The sequence below is a fragment of the Bifidobacterium sp. LH_413 genome (genome assembly GCF_056357015.1).
Genome location: NZ_JBKEVK010000001.1, coordinates 403,347 through 425,244 on the forward strand (window position 1 = coordinate 403,347; position 21,898 = coordinate 425,244).

The 21,898-nt window shown below is 68.4% G+C and carries 18 protein-coding genes and 1 riboswitch; of the genes, 11 read left to right on the forward strand and 7 right to left on the reverse strand.

The genetic code is table 11. The annotated features are described in order from the left end of the window. Positions 1–93: 93 nt before the first annotated feature. The 3 genes from ilvD to AC1AYN_RS01485 form a co-directional block, all read right to left on the reverse strand. The gene (ilvD, locus tag AC1AYN_RS01475; protein ID WP_476531638.1) at positions 94–1,959 is read right to left on the reverse strand and encodes a dihydroxy-acid dehydratase; all 1,866 of its coding nucleotides are present in this window, start codon (positions 1,957–1,959) and stop codon (positions 94–96) included. 261 nt (positions 1,960–2,220) lie between these two features. Beyond that, on the reverse strand, positions 2,221–2,349 hold the full coding sequence (locus tag AC1AYN_RS01480) for a hypothetical protein (RefSeq protein ID WP_476502615.1): 129 nt from the start codon (positions 2,347–2,349) through the stop codon (positions 2,221–2,223). Positions 2,350–2,483: 134 nt separating this feature from the next. Then, complete coding sequence (locus AC1AYN_RS01485; RefSeq protein ID WP_476502616.1) at positions 2,484–2,609, reverse strand: hypothetical protein; 126 nt, start codon at positions 2,607–2,609, stop codon at positions 2,484–2,486. 413 nt (positions 2,610–3,022) lie between these two features. Here AC1AYN_RS01485 and rpoZ point away from each other — a divergent pair, with 413 nt between their 5' ends. The 5 genes from rpoZ (at position 3,023) to fmt (ending at position 9,385) form a co-directional block, all read left to right on the forward strand. After that, on the forward strand, positions 3,023–3,352 hold the full coding sequence (gene rpoZ, locus AC1AYN_RS01490) for a DNA-directed RNA polymerase subunit omega (protein WP_101622037.1): 330 nt from the start codon (positions 3,023–3,025) through the stop codon (positions 3,350–3,352). A gap of 181 nt (positions 3,353–3,533) precedes the next feature. Beyond that, a riboswitch (SAM riboswitch) is annotated at positions 3,534–3,603 on the forward strand. Then, positions 3,599–4,825 (forward strand): methionine adenosyltransferase, encoded by a 1,227-nt coding sequence (gene metK / locus AC1AYN_RS01495; RefSeq protein ID WP_476502617.1) that lies wholly within the window; start codon positions 3,599–3,601, stop codon positions 4,823–4,825. (Overlaps the previous riboswitch by 5 nt.) Before the next feature lie 226 nt (positions 4,826–5,051). Next, positions 5,052–7,454 carry a primosomal protein N' gene (locus AC1AYN_RS01500; RefSeq protein ID WP_476503199.1) on the forward strand — a complete coding sequence of 801 codons (2,403 nt, stop codon included), beginning with the start codon at positions 5,052–5,054 and terminating at the stop codon, positions 7,452–7,454. A 120-nt stretch (positions 7,455–7,574) separates the two neighbouring features. Continuing rightward, positions 7,575–8,279, forward strand: coding sequence for an HAD family hydrolase (locus AC1AYN_RS01505; protein ID WP_476531640.1), 705 nt, complete (start codon positions 7,575–7,577; stop codon positions 8,277–8,279). Between the two features lie 134 nt (positions 8,280–8,413). Further along, positions 8,414–9,385: a methionyl-tRNA formyltransferase gene (fmt, locus tag AC1AYN_RS01510; protein ID WP_476531642.1), complete on the forward strand. Its 972-nt coding sequence runs from the start codon at positions 8,414–8,416 to the stop codon at positions 9,383–9,385. A 152-nt stretch (positions 9,386–9,537) separates the two neighbouring features. Here fmt and serB read toward each other — a convergent pair whose 3' ends face one another. Beyond that, entirely contained in the window at positions 9,538–10,281 is a 744-nt protein-coding gene (gene serB, locus AC1AYN_RS01515; protein ID WP_476531644.1) for a phosphoserine phosphatase SerB, read from the reverse strand. A gap of 71 nt (positions 10,282–10,352) precedes the next feature. Here serB and AC1AYN_RS01520 point away from each other — a divergent pair, with 71 nt between their 5' ends. The 6 genes from AC1AYN_RS01520 (at position 10,353) to pafA (ending at position 17,322) form a co-directional block, all read left to right on the forward strand. After that, positions 10,353–11,063, forward strand: coding sequence for a DedA family protein (locus AC1AYN_RS01520; RefSeq protein ID WP_476532306.1), 711 nt, complete (start codon positions 10,353–10,355; stop codon positions 11,061–11,063). Positions 11,064–11,330: 267 nt separating this feature from the next. Further along, positions 11,331–12,890: a proteasome ATPase gene (arc, locus tag AC1AYN_RS01525; protein WP_476531646.1), complete on the forward strand. Its 1,560-nt coding sequence runs from the start codon at positions 11,331–11,333 to the stop codon at positions 12,888–12,890. Between the two features lie 16 nt (positions 12,891–12,906). Next, positions 12,907–14,616 carry a depupylase/deamidase Dop gene (gene dop, locus AC1AYN_RS01530; protein WP_476531648.1) on the forward strand — a complete coding sequence of 570 codons (1,710 nt, stop codon included), beginning with the start codon at positions 12,907–12,909 and terminating at the stop codon, positions 14,614–14,616. Between the two features lie 97 nt (positions 14,617–14,713). Next, entirely contained in the window at positions 14,714–15,571 is an 858-nt protein-coding gene (locus tag AC1AYN_RS01535; protein WP_476503205.1) for an inositol monophosphatase family protein, read from the forward strand. 45 nt (positions 15,572–15,616) lie between these two features. Further along, positions 15,617–15,820: a ubiquitin-like protein Pup gene (locus AC1AYN_RS01540; protein ID WP_476531650.1), complete on the forward strand. Its 204-nt coding sequence runs from the start codon at positions 15,617–15,619 to the stop codon at positions 15,818–15,820. Next, the gene (pafA, locus tag AC1AYN_RS01545; RefSeq protein ID WP_476531652.1) at positions 15,820–17,322 is read left to right on the forward strand and encodes a Pup--protein ligase; all 1,503 of its coding nucleotides are present in this window, start codon (positions 15,820–15,822) and stop codon (positions 17,320–17,322) included. The genes AC1AYN_RS01540 and pafA overlap by 1 nt, the downstream gene beginning before the upstream one ends. A 232-nt stretch (positions 17,323–17,554) precedes the next feature. Here pafA and AC1AYN_RS01550 read toward each other — a convergent pair whose 3' ends face one another. The 3 genes from AC1AYN_RS01550 to purB form a co-directional block, all read right to left on the reverse strand. Beyond that, positions 17,555–17,839, reverse strand: a complete 285-nt coding sequence (locus AC1AYN_RS01550; RefSeq protein WP_055426949.1) for an HU family DNA-binding protein — start codon at positions 17,837–17,839, stop codon at positions 17,555–17,557. A 157-nt stretch (positions 17,840–17,996) separates the two neighbouring features. Beyond that, a complete protein-coding gene (locus tag AC1AYN_RS01555) occupies positions 17,997–20,411 on the reverse strand; it encodes a lysylphosphatidylglycerol synthase transmembrane domain-containing protein (RefSeq protein ID WP_476531654.1) in 2,415 nt (804 codons plus the stop codon). Positions 20,412–20,415: 4 nt separating this feature from the next. After that, positions 20,416–21,888, reverse strand: coding sequence for an adenylosuccinate lyase (gene purB, locus AC1AYN_RS01560; RefSeq protein ID WP_476531655.1), 1,473 nt, complete (start codon positions 21,886–21,888; stop codon positions 20,416–20,418). Positions 21,889–21,898: the final 10 nt, after the last annotated feature.

A 21,898-nucleotide genomic window follows, 5' to 3' on the forward strand; every position in this document is an offset into this window, starting at 1 on the left:
AATTGTCGGTTCGACAGTATAGGGACGGGGCGTAGACGGCAAAGGCCGACGTCCCATGTAGTGGACGTCGGCCTTTGCCGCGACGGGTCCCGATCAGGCGAGGCCGGAGAGCTTGTTGATGAGCTCCGGGTCGCGCGTCGCGCCCTTGTCGGCGGAGCGGGCGAAGGCGGCGTAGGCCTTGAGCGCCTGCGAGACCTTGCGGTCGCGGTGCGCCACGTAGCCGTCGCCGGCCTCGAGCTCGCGGCGGCGCTCCGCCAGCTGCTCGTCGGTCAGTTCGACGTTCACGGAACGGGCTTCGATGTCGATGTCGATGATGTCGCCGTTCTTGATGAGCGCCACCGGGCCCTTGTTCGCGGCCTCCGGGGCCATATGGCCGATGGCCAGGCCCGAGGAGCCGCCGGAATAGCGGCCGTCGGTGAGCATGGCGACCTGCTTGCCGATGCCCTTGCCCTTGACGAAGGAGGTCGGGTACAGCATCTCCTGCATGCCCGGGCCGCCCTTCGGGCCCTCGTAGCGGATGACCAGCGCCATGCCGGGCTTCAACGTGTCGTCGAGGATGACCTTGATGGCCTCCTCCTGGGACTCGACGACGAGCGCCGGTCCGCGGAACTTCCAGATCTCCTGCGGCACGCCGGCGGTCTTGACGACGCAGCCGTCGGGGGCGAGGTTGCCGCGCAGCACGGCGAGGCCGCCCTCGTGGATCTCCGGGTGGTCGATGTCGTGGATCGCGCCGTGCTCGCGGTCGGTGTCGAGCGAGTCGAACAGCGTCTCGTGCGTCCACGGTTCGGGGGAGATGATGTGGCCCGGCGCCGCGTGGTAGAGGGTCTTGGCCTCCTCCGTGCAGGTGTCGCGCATGATGTCCCAGTCGTCGAGCTTGGCCTCGAGTGACGGGTAGTCGATCGAATGGACGTCCTTGTGCAGCTTGCCGGCACGGTCGAGCTCGCCGAGGATGCCGCAGATGCCGCCGGCGCGGTGCACGTCGGAGATCTCCCACTTGCCGGACGGGGCGGCCTTGCAGATGCACGGCACGGTGTGGGAGATGCGCTCGATGTCGTCGAGCGTGAAGTCCACGTCCGCGGACTGGGCCATCGCGAGGATGTGCAGCACGGTGTTGGTGGAGCCGCCCATCGCGACGTCCATCGTCATCGCGTTCTCGAACGCGTGCTTGGTGGCGATGGAGCGCGGCAGCACGGAGTCGTCGGAATCCTTGTAGTACTGGTTCGCGATCTTGACGACCTGGCGCGCTGCCTTGCGGAACAGCTCCTTGCGGAAGCCGTGGGAGGCGAGGATCGTGCCGTTGCCGGGCAGGGCGAGGCCGATGGCCTCGGTCAGGCAGTTCATCGAGTTGGCGGTGAACATGCCGGCGCAGGAGCCGCAGGTCGGGCAGACGGTCTTCTCGTAGTTGAGCAGGTCCTCCTCGGAGACGTTGTCGTCGGCGGAGGCGTACATCACGGAGATGAGGTCGGTGTTCTTCTTCACGGTGCCGTCGGCGAGGACGGTGGTGCCGGCCTCCATCGGGCCGCCGGAGACGAACACGGTCGGGATGTTGAGGCGCAGGGCGGCCATCAGCATGCCGGGGACGACCTTGTCGCAGTTCGGGATGCAGATCAGGGCGTCGGCGCAGTGCGCGTTGCACTGGTATTCGACGGTGTCCGCGATGATGTCGCGGGAGGGCAGGGAATAGAGCATGCCGGTGTGGCCCATCGCGATGCCGTCGTCGACGGCCATCGTGTTGAACTCGCGCGGGATGCCGCCCGCCTCCTTGATGGCCTCGGAGACGATGCGGCCGACCTTGTTGAGGTGGACGTGGCCGGGGAGGAACTCGTCGAAGGAGTTGGCGATGGCGATGATGGGCTTCTTGCCCATATCGTCGCCGCTGACGCCTGCGGCACGGTAGAGGGCGCGCGCGCCTGCGAAGACGCGGCCGGACATGAGTTTTGCGGATCGCATTTCGGTCATGATTCCATTCAAGTCCTTAATCGGGACACGCGTTTTGTCAAGAGTCAATATGTGGAATTCACGAGGATGTTACGTCGGTAACGCTCACGCCGCGTGCGTCGTCACCGCACCGTGAGCGGTTTTCGCAGTGCCGCGCTGATCCGTCGCCATGTGCGTCGGTGCCCACGCATATGAAAGACGGGGTTCCGGATGATTCCGGAACCCCGTCTTCTCTTCTCTCTCACGCAGCGGTCGGCTCAGGCACGAGCCGACAAGTCAGTTTCAGCGGGCGATCTTCTGCGCGTCGTTGACGATGTCGGAGAGGACCTTGGTGTTGCCCATGGTGTTCTGGGCCATCGTGCTGGCACCGTACATGGCGAGACCGCGAATCATGGAATCCTTGAACGACATAATGTTTTCCTTTCAGGTTCGGTCATGGCGTTGGGCCGATGACCACGTTTGCAATTTTCGGTGTGCGACGCCCGTTTCCTGTTGTCTTGCTTGCGATGACGTGCGCCGCGAAGTCTTATGCGTTATGCGCTTGTTCAGCGGCCGAGCTTGTTGGACTCGACGAGGTCGGAGAGGACCTTGGTGTTGCCCATGGAGTGCTGGGCCATCGCGTTGGCACCGTACATGGCGAGACCGCGAATCATGGAATCCTTGAACGACATGATAATTCCTTTCGTTGGTCAAAGCCCCTTGGTGGCTTTGCTTGTTTTTTCTCGGCTTCGTTTGAAACCGGTTTCAGAATAGCGCGCCATCGTGACCTGCGCAAGGGGGAGTTTCGGATTCCGGCGTGTTGGACGATGATTCGCGAGCGCAATCGCCGCAGGTATCGAACCGGTTCGATGCAAACGTTGGCAATCACGGTGTCCGTGAATCGTTGGCATCATTGGGATTTGACATGCCGTCCATTCCGACGGCGTCGGCGTCGTCCGCCCGTCGCCGGCCGTCGGAACGGATTTCCGGATTCTCCGGCCCATCGGCGTGTCGCGCGGCCGATCGTCGCGATGCCGGGGGAGTCCCCGCACCTGTCTATACTTGTTGCGGTTGAGATAGATTTTCCATGGTTTGGAGCATGAATATGGCAGAAGAAACCGAGACCGAGACCACCGAGGTCAAGGGCAACGAGGAGTTCGGCACCAGCCCCACCCCCGACGGTCTGGCCAGCCCGACGATCGACGATCTCATGGAGCACGCGGACTCCAAGTACGCGCTGGCGATCTTCGCCGCCAAGCGCGCCCGTCAGATCAACTCCTACTTCACCCAGCTCAACGAGGGCCTGCTGCAGAACGTCGGCCCGCTCGTCGAGTACCAGAACAACGAGAAGCCGCTGTCCATCGCCTTCCGCGAGATCAACGAGGGCCTGCTCGAGGAGACCCTCGGCGAGGACGACCTGACCGAAGGCAACTGATCTTCCGACACACGCTTGCCCAGAAACGGCGTGTCGTGTAGAACTGGACGACAGGAGCGAACGACCTGAGGCTCGCGCCGACCATCATCCGATGGTTTGGTGCGGGCCTTTTTCGTAGCTGCGAAGCTGCGTCATGGCGCCAGGCGCCAATCCCGTGCGGTCCCGACAACAACAACCACAACGTATCATTGTGCCCTTGCCCCGCGTGCCGCGGAGCCGGGGCGATAAGTCCGAAAGAGGGATGATATGACCAACCAGGAGCGCAAGCTCATCTCCGCCGAATCCGTCACTGAAGGCCACCCGGACAAGGTGTGCGACCAGATCTCCGACGAGATTCTCGACGAACTGCTCCGCCAGGACCCGCAGTCCCACGTCGCCGTCGAAACCTCCGCCGCCACCGGCGTGTTCCTCGTGTTCGGCGAGGTGACCTCCGAAGGCTACGTCGACGTCCAGTCCAAGGTGCGCGAGACGCTGCGCCGCATCGGCTACACGTCCTCCGAAGTCGGCCTCGACGCCGACTCCTGCGGCGTGATCGTCGCCATCACCGGCCAGAGCGCCGAGATCAACCAGGGCGTCGCCCGTCTGAGCGGCGAGAAGGAGTCCGCCGCCAGCCGCGAGGAACGCTACGAGGCGCAGGGCGCCGGCGACCAGGGCGTGATGTTCGGCTACGCCACCGACGAGACCGACGTGCTCATGCCGCTGCCCATCTACCTCGCGCATCGTCTCGCCTACCGCCTGACCGAGGTGCGCAAGAGCGGCGAGGTGCCGCACCTGCGCCCGGACGGCAAGACGCAGGTCACCATCGAATACGACGAGAACGACCATCCGCTGCGCGTCGACACCGTGCTCATCTCCACACAGCATGATCCGGAGGTCACGCAGGAATGGCTGCGCGACCAGCTGAAGGCGCATGTCATCGACCCGATCCTCGACGAGGTGCTCGGCTCCGACGTGGCGCATGACGACTACCGTCAGCTCGTCAACCCGACCGGCTCGTTCGTGCTCGGCGGTCCGGCCGCCGACGCGGGTCTCACCGGCCGCAAGATCATCGTCGACACGTACGGCGGCGCCGCCCACCACGGCGGTGGCGCGTTCAGCGGCAAGGACCCGTCCAAGGTGGACCGTTCCGCCGCCTACGCGACCCGCTGGGTGGCGAAGAACATCGTCGCCGCCGGCCTCGCGCACCGCGTCGAGGTCCAGGTCGCCTACGCGATCGGCGTGGCCGACCCGGTCTCCGTGAACGTCGAGACCTACGGTACCGAGGAGGGCGTGACCCGCGCCCAGATCGCCGCCGCCGTGCGCAAGGTGTTCGACCTGCGCCCCGCCGCGATTATCGACGAGCTCGACCTGAAGCGCCCGATCTACGCGAAGACCGCCGCCTACGGCCACTTCGGCCGCGTCGACGTCGACTTCCCGTGGGAGCGCACCGACAAGGTCGACGAGCTCAAGGCCGCCGTCGCCTCCCTCGCCTGACCTCCCGCCACCCCGTCGCCCACCCACACCCCCCGCTCACTCCCCGCTCACACTCCCATGGTGCGGTAAAACCCCCATGGTGCGGTAGGTGAAAACGGCTTGTTTCCGCGGTTTTATAAAACCTTCAAACCGCACCATGGGGATGAGGGGAGTGCGCGACACGCTTGGGCGATGAAGGGCCGGTACGTATGTACCGGCCCTTTCGCGTACCGCTACGATGGTGGGCATGACCGGAATGGAAGCGGAACAGCTGGCGCTTGAAGGGCTCGCCCCCCGCAAGCGGCGCCGTCGTGCGCCCGCGGCGCGAACGCCCGCCGCGCACGACCCGATCGCGCGCGTCGTGCTCGACATCCAGGCCACGCATCTGGGCCGCACCTTCGACTATCTCATCGACGAGAAGGATTCCGAAACCGCCCGTCCCGGCGCGCTCGTGCGCGTCCGGTTCGGCGGACGCCGCGTCAACGGCGTGATCTGGGAGCGTGCCGCCGCATCGGACACGCCGCGTTCCGCCCTGCGTTATCTCGAGCGCGTGCTCGGCGGCGACATTCTCGTCCCCGCCGCCATGCGCCGCGACATCACGCTCATCGCCGACGCGTACGGCGGCACGCGCGCCAACATCCTCCGCCTCGCCGTGCCGCCGCGCGTCGCCAAAGTCGAACAGGAACAGCGGCTCGTCGCCGGCTTCGCGCGTCACTCGGATGCCAGGCCCCCTTTGGCGAGGGGGCTGTCGGCGCAGCCGACTGGGGGAGAGACCGCTGCCGCGCCCGTCGACGTGTGTTATGACCGCATGTCGGCCCACTACGACGCGGGCGTGCGCGACCTGCGCGACGCGCTGCACGCCCGCGCCTTCCGCTCGTTCGTCTTCGACCCGCTGCCCGGCGTCGGCCAGGCCGCCAGCGCCCTCGCATGGATGGCCGCCGAATCGTTGTCCGCCGGACACGCGGCCGTCGTCGTCCTGCCCGGCATGAAGGAGACCCACGACGTGCTCGACGCGTTGCAGGCGCTCGGATTCGCGCCGTTCGGACCGGGGCGCGCCAGTGCCGGGACCGGCGGCTGGACCGGCGACGTCGCCATCCTCAGCGCCGAGATGCCGCCCGTCGACCGCTACCGCGCCTACCTCGCCGTCGCCACCGGGCAGGTGAAGTGCGTGATCGGGCCACGCGCCGCCATGTACGCGCCCGTCGACGGACCGGGACTGTTCGCCATCATGGACGACGTCGCCTACCAGCAGGCCGACGGGATGATGCCGTACGCGCATGCGCGCGGCGTACTCAGATTGCGCGCGCAGGCGCATGGCGGCGTGTTCGTCGCGCTCGCCAATGCGCGCAGCCCGTTGAGCCAGATGGAGGCCGTGGGGATTCCCGGCGTGCCGCGGCGCGCCGTCACGACCGCGGTGAGCGGGCCGTCCACACCCGTCCGCCCGCTGCCCACCGTGCTCCGTGACGCCATGCCATGGGTGCGATGGCTCAATCGCGAGGAGCTCGCGCGTCTCGCCGACCCGTCCATCGGCGCGCGTGTGCCGCACGTCGCCGTCGGCAACATCCGGGAAGCGCTGCGCTCCGGTCCCGTCCTGTTCTCCATCCCCTCCGACGGCGTGTCGGAGGCGTTGAGCTGCGCGAACCCGAAATGCCTGCGGCAGGCGCGATGCCGCCGCTGCACCGGGCCATTGCAACGTGTGAACGGCAATCCGGTGCCGCGCTGCCGCTGGTGCGGCGCGGCCGCCTCGAACTGGACATGCCCGCACTGCCACGGCGAGCGGCTGCGCGTCGTGCGCGTCGGCGCGGCCGGCACCGCCGACGAACTGCGTGGCCTGTTCCGCGGCGTGCCCGTCCTGTTGTCGTCGCCCAGCCAACCGGGCGGCATGATCGGCGAGATCGACTACCGTCCGGTGATCGTCATCGCGACGCCCGGCGCCGAACCTCGCGTGCGCGCGCCGCAGGGCGACGGACCCCGTTACTCCCCCTATGCGGCCGTCGCGATCCTCGACGCATGGACGAGCCTGTACGCGCCGGGACTGGACGCGCGCGTGGACACCCTGTCCGCGTGGATGCGCGCCGTATCACTGTGCGCGCCGCGCGAACAGGGCGGTCAGGCGCTGCTGCTGGGGGAGACCGACCCGGCCATCGCGCAGTCGCTGATGCTCTGGGACTCGTCGCTGCTCGCCGCACGCGAACTCGCCGAACGCTACGAGACCGGCATGCCGCCGGTCGTCTCCGTCGCCTGCGTGTGGGGGCGGCGTGACGCCGTCGACTACGCGCTGCGCGCCGTCGGCGCGGCGATCGGCGGCGATATGGCCGTCTGCCCGCTGCCGCAGGGCGTCGACGTCGCGCCGGGCGGCGGCATATCGGGTGATAGCACATCGGGTGACGGCACATCGACGCCGGTCGACGTGACGCCGCCGGTCCCGGAGCTGCCGGGCGTGCTCGGACCGGTGCCGATCCCGCAGCCGCGCACCGTGGACGCGCGCGAACTCGAAGTGACCGCCGACCGCGTGCGCGCCGTCATCCGCGTGCCCCACGCGCGGCGCGAGGAACTCGCCGAACGGTTGCGCACCGCGGTCGCACGCCACGTGGCGGCCCGCGAACCCGGCGAACTGCGCTTCCAACTCGACAGAAAGGACCTGATCTAGCGTATGGCCTCCACCGTCCCGGCGTATGGCCTCCACCGTCCCGCACGCATGGGAACATGATGGCGGCGACGGGCGCACCCCGCCTGCGGAAACATACGGACACGAACGTAAGGAGACGCGATGAAGGGTTGGCCGGGAGAACCGGAAATGGACTACGACGTGTTGGTGGCCGACGGCGAGGCCGCGGCGAACGCGGGCAAGCCGATCACCGACGTCATCTTCGACTTCGGCAACGTGCTCATCTACTGGGATCCGGCGGCCGTGCTCATCCCGCGCTACAGCCAGAAGACCATCGACGAGTTCCTCGACAACGACATATCCGGCTTCTACGACGCGAACGACCGCATGGACGGCGGCGCCACCCCCGAGGAGGGTGTTGCGTGGATGCGCGAGACCCACGGCGACAAGTGGGCCGACATCCTCCGGTACTATCTCGACAACTTCGAGGACTCGCTCGTCGGCGTCGTCCCCGGCGCGCGCGTGCTCATCAACGACCTCAAGGCCGCGGGGATCGGCGTGTGGGGCCTGTCCAACTGGGAGAAGGAGCTGTTCCCGATCGCCGAGAAGGCCACGCCGATCCTCGGACAGCTCGACGGCAAGGTCGTCTCCGGCTACGTGAGGCTGCGCAAGCCGCACAAGGACATCTACGAGCGCGCGTTGCAGGAGTTCGGCATCACCGCCGAGGGCGCCGTGTTCATCGACGACAAGGCGATGAACATCGTCGGCGCGAACGCCGCCGGCATCCGCGGCGTCCGCTTCAAGGACCCGGTCAAGCTGCGCCGCCTCCTCGTCGACGCCGGCGTGAACATCCCCGACCTCCAGTAGCGTGTCTCCGCCTCTGATGGCGGAGACCATCGTATTTCCTTGGCTCCCCCTTGAGGGGGAGCTGTCGGCGCAGCCGACTGAGGGGGCGTATCCCACCCCCACCACCAACCCAACGAAAGGAATCCCGTCACTCCATGCTCAAACTGCTGTTCGCCGGCACCCCCGACGTGGCCGTGCCGTCCCTCAAGGCGTTCGCCGCCGACCCGCGCTTCGAGGTCACGGCCGTGCTCACCCGCCCCGACGCGCCCACCGGCCGCGGCCGCAAGCTGAAGCCCAGTCCGGTCAAGGCGGCCGCGCTCGAGCTCGGCATCCCCGTCATTGACGCGAAGCCGCGCGACCCCGGCTTCCTCGACACGCTGAAGTCGCTGGACGTGGACATCGCCGCCGTCATCGCCTACGGCAACATCCTGCCTGCCGACGTGTTGGACGCCGTGCCGCTCGGCTGGTACAACCTCCACTTCTCCAACCTGCCCGCATGGCGCGGCGCCGCCCCGGTGCAGCGCGCCATCTGGGCCGGCGACGCGACCACCGGCGCCGACGTGTTCAAAGTGGGCGTCGGCTTGGACGACGGCCCCGTCATCGCGACGATGAGCGTGACGCTCACCGGCCGCGAAACCTCCGGCGAACTGCTCGACCGACTCGCCGAGGAAGGCGCGCCCATGTACGTGGACGCGCTCGCACGCGTGGGGGAGGGGACCGCAGTCTACACGCCGCAGCCCGCCGAGGGCTTCACGTACGCGCACAAGATCACCGTCGAGGACGCACGCATCGATTTCACGAAGCCGCTTGACGAGATCGACCGCCAGATCCGCGCCTGCACGCCGCATCCCGGCGCATGGTGCGAACTGCACGCGGGCGGCGACGCGGACGATGCGAAGCCGCTCACCCTGCACATCCTGCGCGCCCAGCCGGCCGATCCCGCGAACCCGAACACGCCCGCGTCGCTCGCGCCGGGCGAACTCAAGACCGGCAAGCGCAACGTGTGGGTCGGCACCGGCGGCGCGCCGCTCGAACTCACCGAAGTCAAGGCGCAGGGCAAGAAGGCCATGCGCGCCGCCGACTGGGCGCGCGGGGCGCGGCTCGGCGAAGGGGCGCGGCTCGCGTAGGGGGTTGCGCCGGCGGGGTCGGCGGGGTCTCTCCCTCCGTCATCGCTTCGCGATGCCACCTCCCTCGTCAGAGGGAGGCAAGGGAAAGCGACCGCGTGGTGAGCCGATGCCTATGAGCCTCCCTCGCCAGAGGGAGGCATAAAAGGGCGAGTCTAGCGGCGCAGGAGGTCGAGGACCTTGGTGAGGTCGCGCTCGTCGATGGCGGCGGGCGCGGCGGCACGGGTCTTCGGCTTCGCGCAGAACGCGACGCCGAGACCGGCGGCCTGGATCATCGGGATGTCGTTCGCGCCGTCGCCCACGGCCACGGTCTGCGCCATGGCGACGCCGTCGCTCGCCGCCCACTCGCGCAGCGCCTTCAATTTCACCGTCTTGGTCACGATTTCGCCGTCCACTTTGCCGGTGAGCCGGCCGTCGCGCGCCTCGAGGCGGTTCGCCAGACGGTGGTCGATATGCGCCTCTTCGACGAGACGGTCCACCACCTCGTGGAAGCCGCCGGAGACGACGCCCACCTTCCAGCCGTGCGCGTGCAATTCGTCGATGAGCGCCAGCGCGCCGCGGGTGAAATGCACCCGGTCGTGCACCGTGTCGAACACGGAGACCGGCAGCCCCTCCAACAGGGCCACGCGGGCGCGCAACGCCTCGCGGAAGTCCAGTTCGCCGCGCATCGCGCGCGCGGTCACCTCGGCGATGCGCGCGCCGCATCCGGCCGCCTCGCCCAGTTCGTCGATGACCTCCTCGTCGATGAGCGTCGAATCGACGTCCATCACCAGCAGTCCCGGCTCGGCGAGCGTCGGCGGCTTCGCGACCGCGGACGCGGCCTTCCGGTCACCGTCGCCGTCATCGTGGGGCACGCCGGCGCCCTGCTCGTCAAGGAATTGCGTGGTTTCAAGCGTCATGCCCCCGATTGTCGAAAAACCTTGGGACAATCCCTCATATGATTTTCGACGCCATTCATGACGCCACGACCATGACCATCACCGCCGCGACCGTCCACGGCGTCGCCCCCGCCGCGGCCTCGCCCGTCTGCCCGACCGGCGACGGCGGCCTCATCCAGATCATCACCGACTGGCTCGTCTCCCTCATGGAGACGGTCGGCGGCATCGGCGTGGCCCTCGCCATCGCCCTCGAATCGATCTTCCCGCCGATTCCCTCCGAAGTGATCCTGCCGCTCGCCGGATTCACCGCCTCCCGCGGCACCCTGCACCTCGCCGAGGCGATCATCTGGGCGACCGTCGGTTCCCTCATCGGCGCGTGGGCGCTGTACGGCATCTCCCGATGGGTGGGGCTGCGCCGCATCCACAAGGCCGCCGACAAGATCCCCGGCGTGAGCCGCAACGACGTGGACAAGGCGAACCACTGGTTCACCCGCTACGGCACGTGGAGTGTACTCATCGGCCGCGTCATCCCCGTCGTGCGCTCGCTGATCTCGATCCCCGCCGGCTTCAACCGCATGAACTTCCTGCATTTCACCGGATGGACGCTGCTCGGCTCCGCCGTGTGGAACACGATCCTCGTCTCCGCCGGGTATTTCCTCGGCGCCGGATGGTGCTCGATTCTGGGATACCTCAACGTGTTCGAGGATGTGGTCATCGTCGCCTTCATCGTGGTCATCGCCGTGTGGGCCGTGCGGAAGGTGCGTACAGTGATGCAGAACAGGAACGGACGACGGGACGGGTGAGACCACCTTGGGCCGCCGGCCACCCCCTCAGTCGCGCATCCGCGCGACAGCTCCCCCTGAAGGGGGGGCGCAAGGCTACCCCTCAGTCGGCGTTGCCGACAGCTCCCCTGACAAGGGGAGCCGAGGGGAGGGGCGACCGGTGGCCGGCTCCGTTGACGAGCGCAGGGCTACCCCTCAGTCGGCGTTGCTGACAGCTCCCCTGACAAGGGGAGCCGAGGGAATGGGGGCGGCCGGTGGCCGGCTCCGTTGGAGATGAAAGGAGAGGCGATGAGCGAGGAGACCGCCCGGGAATTGGCAGAGGCGAACGACCGGCTCATGGCGCGCAACCATGCGCTCGCCGAGGCGTTGAACCGCGCCGGCAAGGAGCTCACCAAGGCGCGCTCGCAATTGGCACAGCTCGCCCAGCCGCCGCTCACCTTCGCCACGATGGTGAAGGTCGACTCGTCGCGCGTCGACGACATGGGCGTGCAGCACGCCAGCGCCGAGGTCATCGCCGGCATGCGCCGCATGGTCGTGCCCGTCGCCGCGAACCTCAACGCGTCCCGTCTCGCCGCCGGCGCCACCGTCGTGCTCAACGAGAAGATGGTGCTCGTCGAACAACGCGACCACGACGTGCTCGGCCCGGTCCGCACCGTCACGGAGACGCTCGCCGACGGCCGTCTCGTCGTCGCCGACGCTGGCGGCAATCCGAGCGTCGTCCGTCGCGCCAGCGCGCTCGCCTCCATCACGTTCGACAAGGGCGACCGCGTCGTCGTCGAGGCGTCCGGCCGCATCGCCGTCGCCGCCCTGCCGAAGCAGGACGACGCCGACCTCGTGCTCGAGGAGACGCCCGACGTCACGTTCGACGACATCGGCGGCCTCGACCGGCAGATCGACCGCATCCGCGACGCCGTCCAGCTGCCGTTCCAGCATCGCGATCTGTTCGCCCGCTACGATCTCGCCGCCCCCAAGGGCGTGCTCCTGTACGGTCCCCCCGGCAATGGCAAGACACTCATCGCGAAGGCCGTCGCCCATGCGCTCGCCGAAGGCGTGGACGCGGGCACGGGCGGGACAGGTGCCAGACCCGGCGTGTTCCTCTCCGTGAAGGGCCCCGAACTGCTCAACAAGTTCGTCGGCGAGTCGGAGCGTCTCGTCCGCCTCATCTTCCAGCGTGCGCGCGAACGCGCCGCCGACGGCCGCCCCGTCATCGTGTTCATCGACGAGATGGACTCGTTGCTGCGCACGCGCGGCTCCGGCGTCTCCTCCGACGTGGAGACGACGATCGTGCCGCAGTTCCTCGCCGAATTGGATGGCGTCGAATCGCTCGGCAACGTGATGGTGATCGGCGCCTCCAACCGCGTCGATATGATCGACCCGGCCGTGTTGCGCCCGGGCCGTCTCGACGTGAAGATCCGCATCGACCGGCCGGACGGCGAGGCGGCCGTCGCCATCGTGCGTCACTATCTGACCGACGACCTGCCGCTCGAACACGGTCTCGACGCGGACGCGCTCGCCCGCGTGCTCGTTCGCGACATCTACACGCGCTCCTCCCGCCGCCATCTCGCCGACGTGCGCGACGAGCACGGCACCTGGAACGCGCTGTTCCTCGCCGACGTGACGAGCGGCGCGAGCCTCAAGAACATCGTCGACCGGGCGAAGACGCTCGCCGTGAAGGCGTCGATCGAACGCGGCGGCGACGTGGCGATCGGCGTGGACCTGCTCGCGAAGGCCGTCGAGGACGAGTTCGCGGAAACCCGCGATTCGCTGCTCGATGCCGACCCCGTCCAGTGGAGCCGCGTCAACGGCTTCGACGCCGGCACCGTCACCGCCATCCGCGGTGTCGAATAGTAGCAAGGAGTGGAACATGACCGTCAGACGAGTGATGGGGACGGAGACCGAGTACGCGGTGTCGCAGCCGGGCGTCGCCTACTACCAGCCGGTCAAACTGAGCTTCGACGTGGTTGGCGCGGCCGCCGACGACGCGACCCGGCACATCCGCTGGGACTACCGTCAGGAGGACCCGGTCAACGACGCGCGCGGCACCCGGCTCGACCGCGCCGCCGCCCGCCCCGACATGCTCACCGACGCGCCCCAGCTCAACATCACCAACGTGATCGCCCCCAACGGCGGACGTATCTACGTGGACCACGCGCACCCCGAATACTCGGCACCCGAAACCACCGACCCGTTCCAGGCGCTGCTCTACGACCACGCCGGCGACCGGCTCATGCTCGCCGCCGCCCGGGCCGCCAGCGCCACCGATCCCGAGCTCAAGGCGTCCGGGCATCCGGTCGTGCTCCACCGCAACAACGTGGACGGCAAAGGCGCCAGCTGGGGCACGCACGAGAACTACATGATGCGCCGCGACGTGCCGTTCAGCGACGTGGCCGCGCTGATGACCGCGCACTTCGTCTCCCGCCAGATCTGGGCCGGCTCCGGCCGCGTCGGCATCGGCGAGGCGAGCGAGGAACCCGGATTCCAGCTGAGCCAGCGCGCCGACACGATCCACGCGAAGATCGGCCTGCAGACCACGTTCGACCGGCCCATCATCAACACGCGCGACGAATCCCACGCCACCGACGCATTCCGCCGCCTCCACGTGATCGTCGGCGACGCGAACCGCATGGACGTGCCGCAGGTGCTCAAACTCGGCGTCACCTCCATCCTCCTGTGGACGCTCGAACACGCGCGCGAAGCCGACTACGACCTCGACACGCTGCTCGGCTCCCTCCAACTCGCCGACCCGGTCGAGGCGATGCACACCGTCTCCCACGACCTGACGCTCGCCGCCCCGCTGCCGCTCGAAACCGGCGGCACCACCACCGCATGGCTCATGCAGGTGGCCCTGCGCCGCGCCGTCTACGAGGTCGCCGCCGCCACGCTCGGCACCGACACGAAGGGCGAACCCGCGTGGGAGGACCGCGAGACCCGCAACGTCATGGCCATGTGGGGGCAGGCGCTCGCCGACACCGCCGCCATCCGCCACGCGGACGACGACAAGCGCCTCACGATGAAGGCGGAGGCCGGGCGCGTCGAATGGCTGCTCAAATGGCAGCTGCTCGAAAAGCTGCGCCGCAAGATCGCCAGCAAGACAGGCGTCGCCGCCGGCACCGACGCCTCCTCCTGGGCCGATCCGCGCCTCGCCGCCGTCGACCTGTCCTGGGCGGCGCTCGACCCGGCGAAATCCGTGTTCGCGAAACTCGCCGCCGCGGGAAGCGCCGAGCGCCTCGTCGACGACGACGCGCTCGCACGCGCCGCGCAGAACCCGCCCGAGACGACGCGCGCCTGGCTGCGCGCCGCGCTCGTGCGCACGTTCCCCGCCGACGTCGTCGCCGCCAGCTGGTCGCACCTGACCGTGCGCAAGCCGGTCTCCGGCACCGGTGAGGCGGGCGAAGCGATGCCGGAGACGTACGGCAACGCGTCGGCGGCCGAGGCGACGAGCGTGCGTCCCGGCGACCACGTCAGCCTCGACATGTCCGACCCGCTCGCCTTCCGTAAGGAGAACGTCGAGACCGCGCTCGCCGAGGCGGGCGACGCGGCCTCGCTGATCGAACGGCTCGCGCTGCGCCGATAGCCGTCGACGCCGTCGTGCGGCCGGCGGCCGTCTCGCCGCCGCCGTCTCGTCGCCGGCCGCACGACACCACCACAAAACACCGATAAGATGGTGAACCATGGCACAACAGGAGAATCTGCGCGACCTCGCGATGAAGGTCGCCGCCATCGCCCAGGCCGCCGGCAAACACGCCCTGCAGGATCAGATGGCACCGCATGACATGCTCATCTCACGCGACAAGCCGGAGGAACAGTCCAACGCGGAAGTCGACGGACGACTGCTGCGCTACATGTCCGGCCGTCTCGCGGACATGGAGCACTTCGACGGCTTCTGGCAGACGCGTCCGTCGAAATCCCGCCCCGGGCAGCGCTACTGGTGCGTCGGCAAGATCGACGGCACCATCAACTACATCCGCAACATGAGCGAATGGGCCGTCACCGTATCCCTGTTCGAATTCAACGAGGAGGGCTCCGCGCAGCCGATCCTCGGCGTCGTGCACGCGCCGGCGCTCGGCGAGACGTATCTCGCCGCGAAGGGCGCGGGCGCGCTGCGCATCCGCAACACGCCCGTCGGCGAGAAGCGCGAGAAGGTCGTCCCGTCCATGACCTCCTCGCTGGACGGCGCGGTCGTGAGCTTCGGCATGTCCTACGTGCCCGGCGAGGCCGACCGCGCGCTGCACACCGTCGCCGCGCTCGCCGAAGGCCATCCCGCCGACATCAAGCGCGTCGGCCCCGCCTCGCTCGACCTGTGCAAGGTGGCCGACGGCACGTACGACGCGTATTTCGAACCGATGCTGCACGAGTGGGACGTGCCCGCCATCTCCGCGGCCGCCGTGGTCGTCTGGGAGGCGCAGGGCACGCTGCGGCGCTGGAACGGCAACGGCATCCACTGGCGTCAGGACAACGACGTGCTCTGCACGAACGGCCTGATCGACCGCGAGATCAAGCCGTACCTCATCCAGGGCGAAGGCGAGTGACGTCCGGTCGACCGGACGGACGGAAAGAACGGAAGGGGAACCATCATGCCTCAGGAATTCACGCAGGCGAACCAGTCCGCGCAGTCGGACCAGCAGGACGCGGGCGAGGAGCTCGCGGCCGCGCAGGCCGCGCAGCAGTCGGACGTCGAATTCGACGCGCTCGACGCGGTGCTCGACGACATCGAATCCACGTTGGAGACCAACGCCGAGGAGTACGTGAACAGCTTCGTGCAGAAGGGCGGCGAGTGATGCCGCAGCTGCGCGACAGCGGCACGCGCGCCGCCCACGAGGCGGGCGCGACGCCGGCTGCCGAACTCGACGGCTTCATGCGCATCTTCGGCGTCGAGACCGAATACGGCGTGTCCGTCACCGGCACCGACCGTCCGGTGGACGCCGGACAGGTCGCGATGACCATGTTCCAGCCGGTCGTCTCCCGCGCCCGCTCGACGAACACGTATCTCGACAACGGTTCGCGCCTCTACCTCGACGTCGGCTCCCACCCGGAGTACGCGACCGCGGAGGCGCGCGACCCGCTCGACGCGCTCGCGCAGGACGCGGCCGGCGAACGCGTGATGGCGTCGCTCGCGCAGGACGCGCAGACGCGGCTCCGCGCGAGCCACGGCGCGGGCGCGACGATCCACGTGTTCAAGAACAACGTGGACTCCGCCGGCCACGCGTTCGGCTGCCACGAGAACTATCTCGTCCGCCGGTTCGTGCCGTTGGAGACGATCGAGCGGCAGCTGCTGCCGTTCCTCATCACCCGTCAGCTGTACACGGGCGCCGGCCGGTTCACGCCGGACGGCTTCCAGATCACGCAGCGCGCCGACTTCCTCGACGAGGCGGTCTCGTCCGCGACCACGCGTTCGCGCCCGATGGTGAACACGCGCGACGAGCCGCACGCCGACCCCGAATCGTTCCGCCGTCTGCACGTCATCATCGGCGACTCCAACCGCTCCCAGTGGGCCACGTGGATGAAACTCGCCGTCACGCACCTCGTGCTGTGCGTGATCGAGGACGCGGTGCGCCGCGGGGTGCCGAGCGGGTTCGAGGATCTCACGTTCACCGATCCGGCCGCCGCGAACCGCGCGGTCAGCCGTTGGCTGGACGCGGGTACGGACGGGCGGGAGCCGGGCGATGCGTCCGGCGCGGGCGATGTGTCCGGCGCGGGCGATGCCGCGGCCGGCATGCCCGATCCGCTCGTCATGCAGCGTCGCTATCTCGGCATCGTCGAGACGTTCGTGCGCGATCGCCGCGACGCGGTCGCCGCCTCCCTGCCGAGAACGGACGTCGATACCGTGCTCGCCGACTGGCGGTGGGCGTTGGACGCGCTGGAACGACGGGATTTCGCCGCGTTGTCGCTGCGCGTCGACTGGGCGGCGAAGCACCTGCTCGCCGCCGCGATGCGCCGTCGCCGGCCGGACCTGGACTTCGCGCAGCTGGAACGATTGGAACTCGACTACCATGACGTGGCCAACGGGCGGCTCTACGGTTCGCTCGTCGCGCACGGCCGGTTGCGCGAGCTGCTGGACGGCGCGCGCGTGGCGGCCGCGAAGCACGAGCCTCCCGCCGACACGCGCGCTGCATTGCGCGGCGCGTTCGTGCGGCGCGCGCTCGATGCGGGCGTCCAGTTCTCCTGCGACTGGACGACGCTCGTCGTCACCGCGCCGACCCGCCGCGAGGCGACTCTCCTCGACCCGTTCGGCGCCAAGCCGACCGACGCCTACCGCAAGCTGATGGCCGCGATGGGGTAGGCGTCGGAAGGCTTGACGCATGCCCCCTCAGTCGGCCTTTGGCCGACAGCTCCCCCTGAAGGGGGCGCAAGGCACCCGCATTCGGCCATCTTCTGCTCCCCCTTGCAGGGGGAGCTGTCCGGCTATGCCGGACTGAGGGGGTACAAGGGGTTGACATACGCGAGGGACCTCCGCACCGATCGGTGCGGAGGTCCCTCGAAGATCTATGCTGCTACGCCGCTGGGCGGAAGACTCACTTGTTGGTGACGGCCTTCTTCAGCAGGGAGCCGGCGGAGATGCGCACGCCGTAGGTGGCGGGGATCTCGATGGTCTCGCCGGTGCGCGGGTTGCGGCCCGTGCGGGCGGCGCGCTTGACGCGCTCGGCGGAGAACAGGCCGGTCAGCTTCAGGCCTTCGCCGGACTGCATGGCCTCGACGAACACATCCTGGAAGGCGTTGACGGCGGCCTCGGCCTGGGCCTTGGTCAGGTTGGACTTCTGGGCGATCTTCGAAACGAGATCAGACTTGTTGTATGCCATGAACAGCATCCTTCTTTGTCCGGGGACCGGCAACTTGGCCGCCGGTCCGTTTATTTCATAGATGATGATAGCGCATGATGAGGCCAAACAGCGCATTTTTCAACGATTTCACGTGTTCCACAAGTGATTTTCACGGATTTCGCATCTCGTCCACGCATCACACGAGGTTGCGCTTGTCCAGCCACTTCATCGCCAGCGCGCCCAAGGGGATGCGCAGCCAGTAGAAGACGACGCGGTGCAGCAGCGTGGCGGACAGGGCGACGCCCTGCGGCACTCCCACCGCGGCGAACGAGACGGTGAGCGCCGCCTCCACGCCGCCCAAGCCGCCCGGGGTCGGCACCGCCGAGCCGAGCGCGTAGGCGAGCATGAACACGAACGTCGTCTCGATCGGATTCGTGTTCACGCCGAACGCGAGCAGCGCCGCCCAGAACGCGAGTCCCGTCGTGATGTTCTGCAGGAGCGCGCCGGCCACGCTCGCCGACAGCTGCACCGGCTGGCCGAGCACGTCGAGCAGCTGGTTGAGATAGCGTTTCGCGACCGGCACGAGCCGCTGCATGACGGTATGGCGCACCGGCGGAACCATCATCGCGACGGAGAACACGGCGACGGCGATGCCGAACACGATCGCCAGCGTGTTCGTCGGAATCATGCCGGAGAACGTGTTACGCCCCGTGAACAGGCCGATGACCACGATAATCACCGCGTACGTCGCATAGTAGACGACGAGCGCCGCGCTCATGATCGCGGTCGCCGCCGTATTGCGGTAGCCGGATCGGCGCAGGAACTGGAGGTTCACGAACGAGGGGCCGACGCCCGCGGGCATCGACACGGTCGCGAAGCCGCCCGCCACCTGGCTCATGAACACGCCCGCCGGGTTGCGCCGGTCGCGGTCCATCAGCGCGCCGAGCGAGACCGACGACCCGATCCAACCGCACAATCCGAACGCGAGGCAGACGAGCGCCATGACCGGATTCGCGTTGCGCACCGCGGCGATGATCTCGTCGGGGCGCATCTGCGTGAACACGACGACCGCGGCGACGATGAGCAGCAGCATCGTGATCATCGAACGCAGCGAGAACCGCGCCAACGTGACCGTCTCCACGGGGGCGTCCGCGGCGTCGGTTTCGGCGTCGTCGCGTCGCGGCGCGACCGCCTCACGCAACGATGTGAGCGTGGACTTGTCCCACGAGTCGAGCGCGCGCGTGGGGGCGGGCACCGCGATCTTCTGGATGAACGGGGCGATCGCGGCGAGCGTCGCCTCGTCCCACGCGTCGCGGGCCGCCGCCACCGCCTCGTCCACGCCGATCAGCGCGGCGAACAGGGCGAGCAGCTGGACCTTGTCCAACGCGACGTTGGCGGGGGAGGACGCGGCGTCGCCGTTCTGCCATCCGGCGATCACCGGCGTGCCGTCCTCGAAGCGTGACAGCACGCCCGGCGTGATGCGCCGGTGCGTGTAGCCGCGACGGTTCGCGACGGCCAGATAGCGCATGTAGTCGACGGCGTCGGCGCGCGTCAGCGTGTTCGGGTTCGCGGCGAGCTCCGTCGTATGCGCGTTGAGGATGAGGATCGCGGACTCCTCGGTGTCGGCGATCGCGTAGGGTGCGGGCGCGGGCAGCTTCACGTTGTGCAGGCCGAGCAGCATCGACAGGTGATGCTGGACGGCGTCGCGCGCCGACCGGTCGCGGCGCATCGCCACGCCGGAGAAGCGCAGCCAGTCCCACAGCTGTTTGAGATAGCCGGCCGTATGCGTCTGCGCGTCCAGCACGGACACCGTGTACCGGCCGCCGTCGCGGGTCTCGAGATCGTAGATGCGCGAGCCCTCGACCAGATCGTCGTCGAGGGAGGCGCTGAGCGAACGCACGCCCGGCGACGGGTCCTCGCGGCGCACCAGCGACGACGGGTCGAGGCCGACACCGCGCAACGCGGCCGCCAGATCCTCGCCCCACACGCCCTTGTTCTGCGTGCCGACCGCGAACCGGATGAGCATGCCGACCGTGCGCCCGCAGGCGAACGAGACGAGCATGCCGGTCACCGAATGCCAGGAGAGCACCACCATGACCGCGGCGGCGGCGTACAGGATGTTCCAGCCCCATTTGACGCTGGAACGCGTGCGGCGCGGGCCGGCGACGGTGAGGAACGAGGCCATGCCCGCGTACATGTTCGGCAGCAGTCCGGAGCCGAACGCGGTCGCGGCGGAGGCGAGTGACAGGGCGAGCGTCTTGTCCGCGAGCCCGCTGATGCCGGCGGACGCCAGCCACACCGCGCCGTACCCGGCGAACATGGAAAGCGCGGAGACCGCGGACTGCAGCCATTCGCGGCTGAGCAGCAGCTGGCACAGGACCATGACCACGATGACGAGCGTGGCGAACTGCTGCAGGACGGTGGACGGGATCCCGGCCAGCCAGTCGATGGCCCGGGCGGCGGTGTGCGCGTCGGATTCGACGCCGCGCGTCATGCCGCCCAGATATACGGCGAACACCATGACGACGGCCGCCAGTCCGAGGGACATGGCGGCGCGTGTCAGATCACCGAAGTCGTGTGTGCGCCGGGGCGCCACATCGTCGATGTGCATGGGCTTATGCGGCTCCTTGCAGGGTGCGGGGTGGGACGGGGCAGCGATCGAAGGCGACGAGCTTCGAGGCGACGCCCGTGTACGTGGCCGGGGTGAGCGCCTTGAGACGGGCGGCGGTCTCCGGATCGAAGGACTGCTGGTCGATGAACGCCTCGACCTGCGCCTGGTCGATCGTGTGGCCGCGCATGAGCTCCTTGACCTTCTCGTACGGCTTCTCCATGCCCGGCAGGCCGCGCAGCTCGCAGGCGCGCATCGCCGTCTGGATGGGCTCGCCGAGCACCTCCCAGTTCTCGTCGAGCTCGCGCGTGATGACGTGCTCGTTCGGGTGGATGGACTTGAGGCCGCCCATCAGGTTGTACAGGGCGAGCTGCGAGTAGCCGAGCGCCGAGCCGATGTTGCGCTGCGTGGTCGAATCGGTCAGGTCGCGCTGCCAGCGGGACTCCACCAGCGTGGCGGACAGCGTGTCGAGCAGCGAGCAGGACAGCTCGAAGTTGGCCTCCGCGTTCTCGAAGCGGATCGGGTTGACCTTGTGCGGCATCGTGGAGGAGCCGGTCGCGCCCTTGACGGGCACCTGGGCGAACACGCCGCGCGAGATGTACATCCACACGTCCACGCACAGGTTGTGCATGATGCGGTTCGCGTGGGCGATGGTCGAGTAGAGCTCCGCCTGCCAGTCGTGGGATTCGATCTGCGTCGTCAGCGGGTTCCAGGTCAGGCCCATGCGGTTCTCGACGAACTCGCGGGAGACGGCGATCCAGTCGACGTCCGGGCAGGCGGCCAAGTGAGCGCCGAACGTGCCGGTCGCGCCGTTGATCTTGCCCAGGTACTCCTGGTTCTCGATGTGCTTGAGCTGGCGGTTCAGACGGTAGACGTAGACGGCGAGCTCCTTGCCGAGCGTGGTCGGCGTGGCCGGCTGGCCGTGCGTGAGGGAGAGGAGCGCGAGGTCCTTGTGCTCCTCGGCCTTGGCGGCGAGATGGTCGATGATCTCCTTGAACGCCGGGGTCCAGACGTTCTCGACGGCGTTCTTCACGCAGCGGGCGATCGACAGGTTGTTGATGTCCTCGGAGGTGCACGCGAAGTGGACGAGCGTCTTGAGACGGTCGTTGATGTGCGTGGAGCCGGCCGGGGCCTTGGCGAACTGGTCGTCGATGTAGTATTCGACGGCCTTCACGTCGTGGTGGGTGACGGCCTCGTGCGCGGCGTGCTGCTTGATGCCCTCGGCGCCGAAGTCCTCCGGGATGGAGCGGAGGAACGCCTTCTCCTCCTCGGTGAACGGCTCGACGCCGTCGATGATCGGCCGATTGCCGTTGCCCTCGAAGCCGTTGGCCAGGAGGATCATCCACTCGACCTCGACGCGCATGCGCTCGCGGTTGAGGGCCGGCTCGCTCAGGTATTCCACGAGCGGGGCGGTGGCGTTGTGGTAGCGGCCGTCGAGCGGCGTCAGTGCGATTGCGGGGGAAATATCGGTAAGCTTCATAGTTGTTAGG

Coding starts and splice junctions, on each gene's coding strand:
- ilvD (WP_476531638.1), bottom strand. CDS start 1,959: ATGACCGAAATGCGATCCGCAAAACTCATGTCCGGCCGCGTCTTCGCA.
- AC1AYN_RS01480 (WP_476502615.1), bottom strand. CDS start 2,349: ATGTCGTTCAAGGATTCCATGATTCGCGGTCTCGCCATGTACGGTGCC.
- AC1AYN_RS01485 (WP_476502616.1), bottom strand. CDS start 2,609: ATGTCGTTCAAGGATTCCATGATTCGCGGTCTCGCCATGTACGGTGCC.
- rpoZ (WP_101622037.1), top strand. CDS start 3,023: ATGGCAGAAGAAACCGAGACCGAGACCACCGAGGTCAAGGGCAACGAG.
- metK (WP_476502617.1), top strand. CDS start 3,599: ATGACCAACCAGGAGCGCAAGCTCATCTCCGCCGAATCCGTCACTGAA.
- AC1AYN_RS01500 (WP_476503199.1), top strand. CDS start 5,052: ATGACCGGAATGGAAGCGGAACAGCTGGCGCTTGAAGGGCTCGCCCCC.
- AC1AYN_RS01505 (WP_476531640.1), top strand. CDS start 7,575: ATGAAGGGTTGGCCGGGAGAACCGGAAATGGACTACGACGTGTTGGTG.
- fmt (WP_476531642.1), top strand. CDS start 8,414: ATGCTCAAACTGCTGTTCGCCGGCACCCCCGACGTGGCCGTGCCGTCC.
- serB (WP_476531644.1), bottom strand. CDS start 10,281: ATGACGCTTGAAACCACGCAATTCCTTGACGAGCAGGGCGCCGGCGTG.
- AC1AYN_RS01520 (WP_476532306.1), top strand. CDS start 10,353: ATGACCATCACCGCCGCGACCGTCCACGGCGTCGCCCCCGCCGCGGCC.
- arc (WP_476531646.1), top strand. CDS start 11,331: ATGAGCGAGGAGACCGCCCGGGAATTGGCAGAGGCGAACGACCGGCTC.
- dop (WP_476531648.1), top strand. CDS start 12,907: ATGACCGTCAGACGAGTGATGGGGACGGAGACCGAGTACGCGGTGTCG.
- AC1AYN_RS01535 (WP_476503205.1), top strand. CDS start 14,714: ATGGCACAACAGGAGAATCTGCGCGACCTCGCGATGAAGGTCGCCGCC.
- AC1AYN_RS01540 (WP_476531650.1), top strand. CDS start 15,617: ATGCCTCAGGAATTCACGCAGGCGAACCAGTCCGCGCAGTCGGACCAG.
- pafA (WP_476531652.1), top strand. CDS start 15,820: ATGCCGCAGCTGCGCGACAGCGGCACGCGCGCCGCCCACGAGGCGGGC.
- AC1AYN_RS01550 (WP_055426949.1), bottom strand. CDS start 17,839: ATGGCATACAACAAGTCTGATCTCGTTTCGAAGATCGCCCAGAAGTCC.
- AC1AYN_RS01555 (WP_476531654.1), bottom strand. CDS start 20,411: ATGCACATCGACGATGTGGCGCCCCGGCGCACACACGACTTCGGTGAT.
- purB (WP_476531655.1), bottom strand. CDS start 21,888: ATGAAGCTTACCGATATTTCCCCCGCAATCGCACTGACGCCGCTCGAC.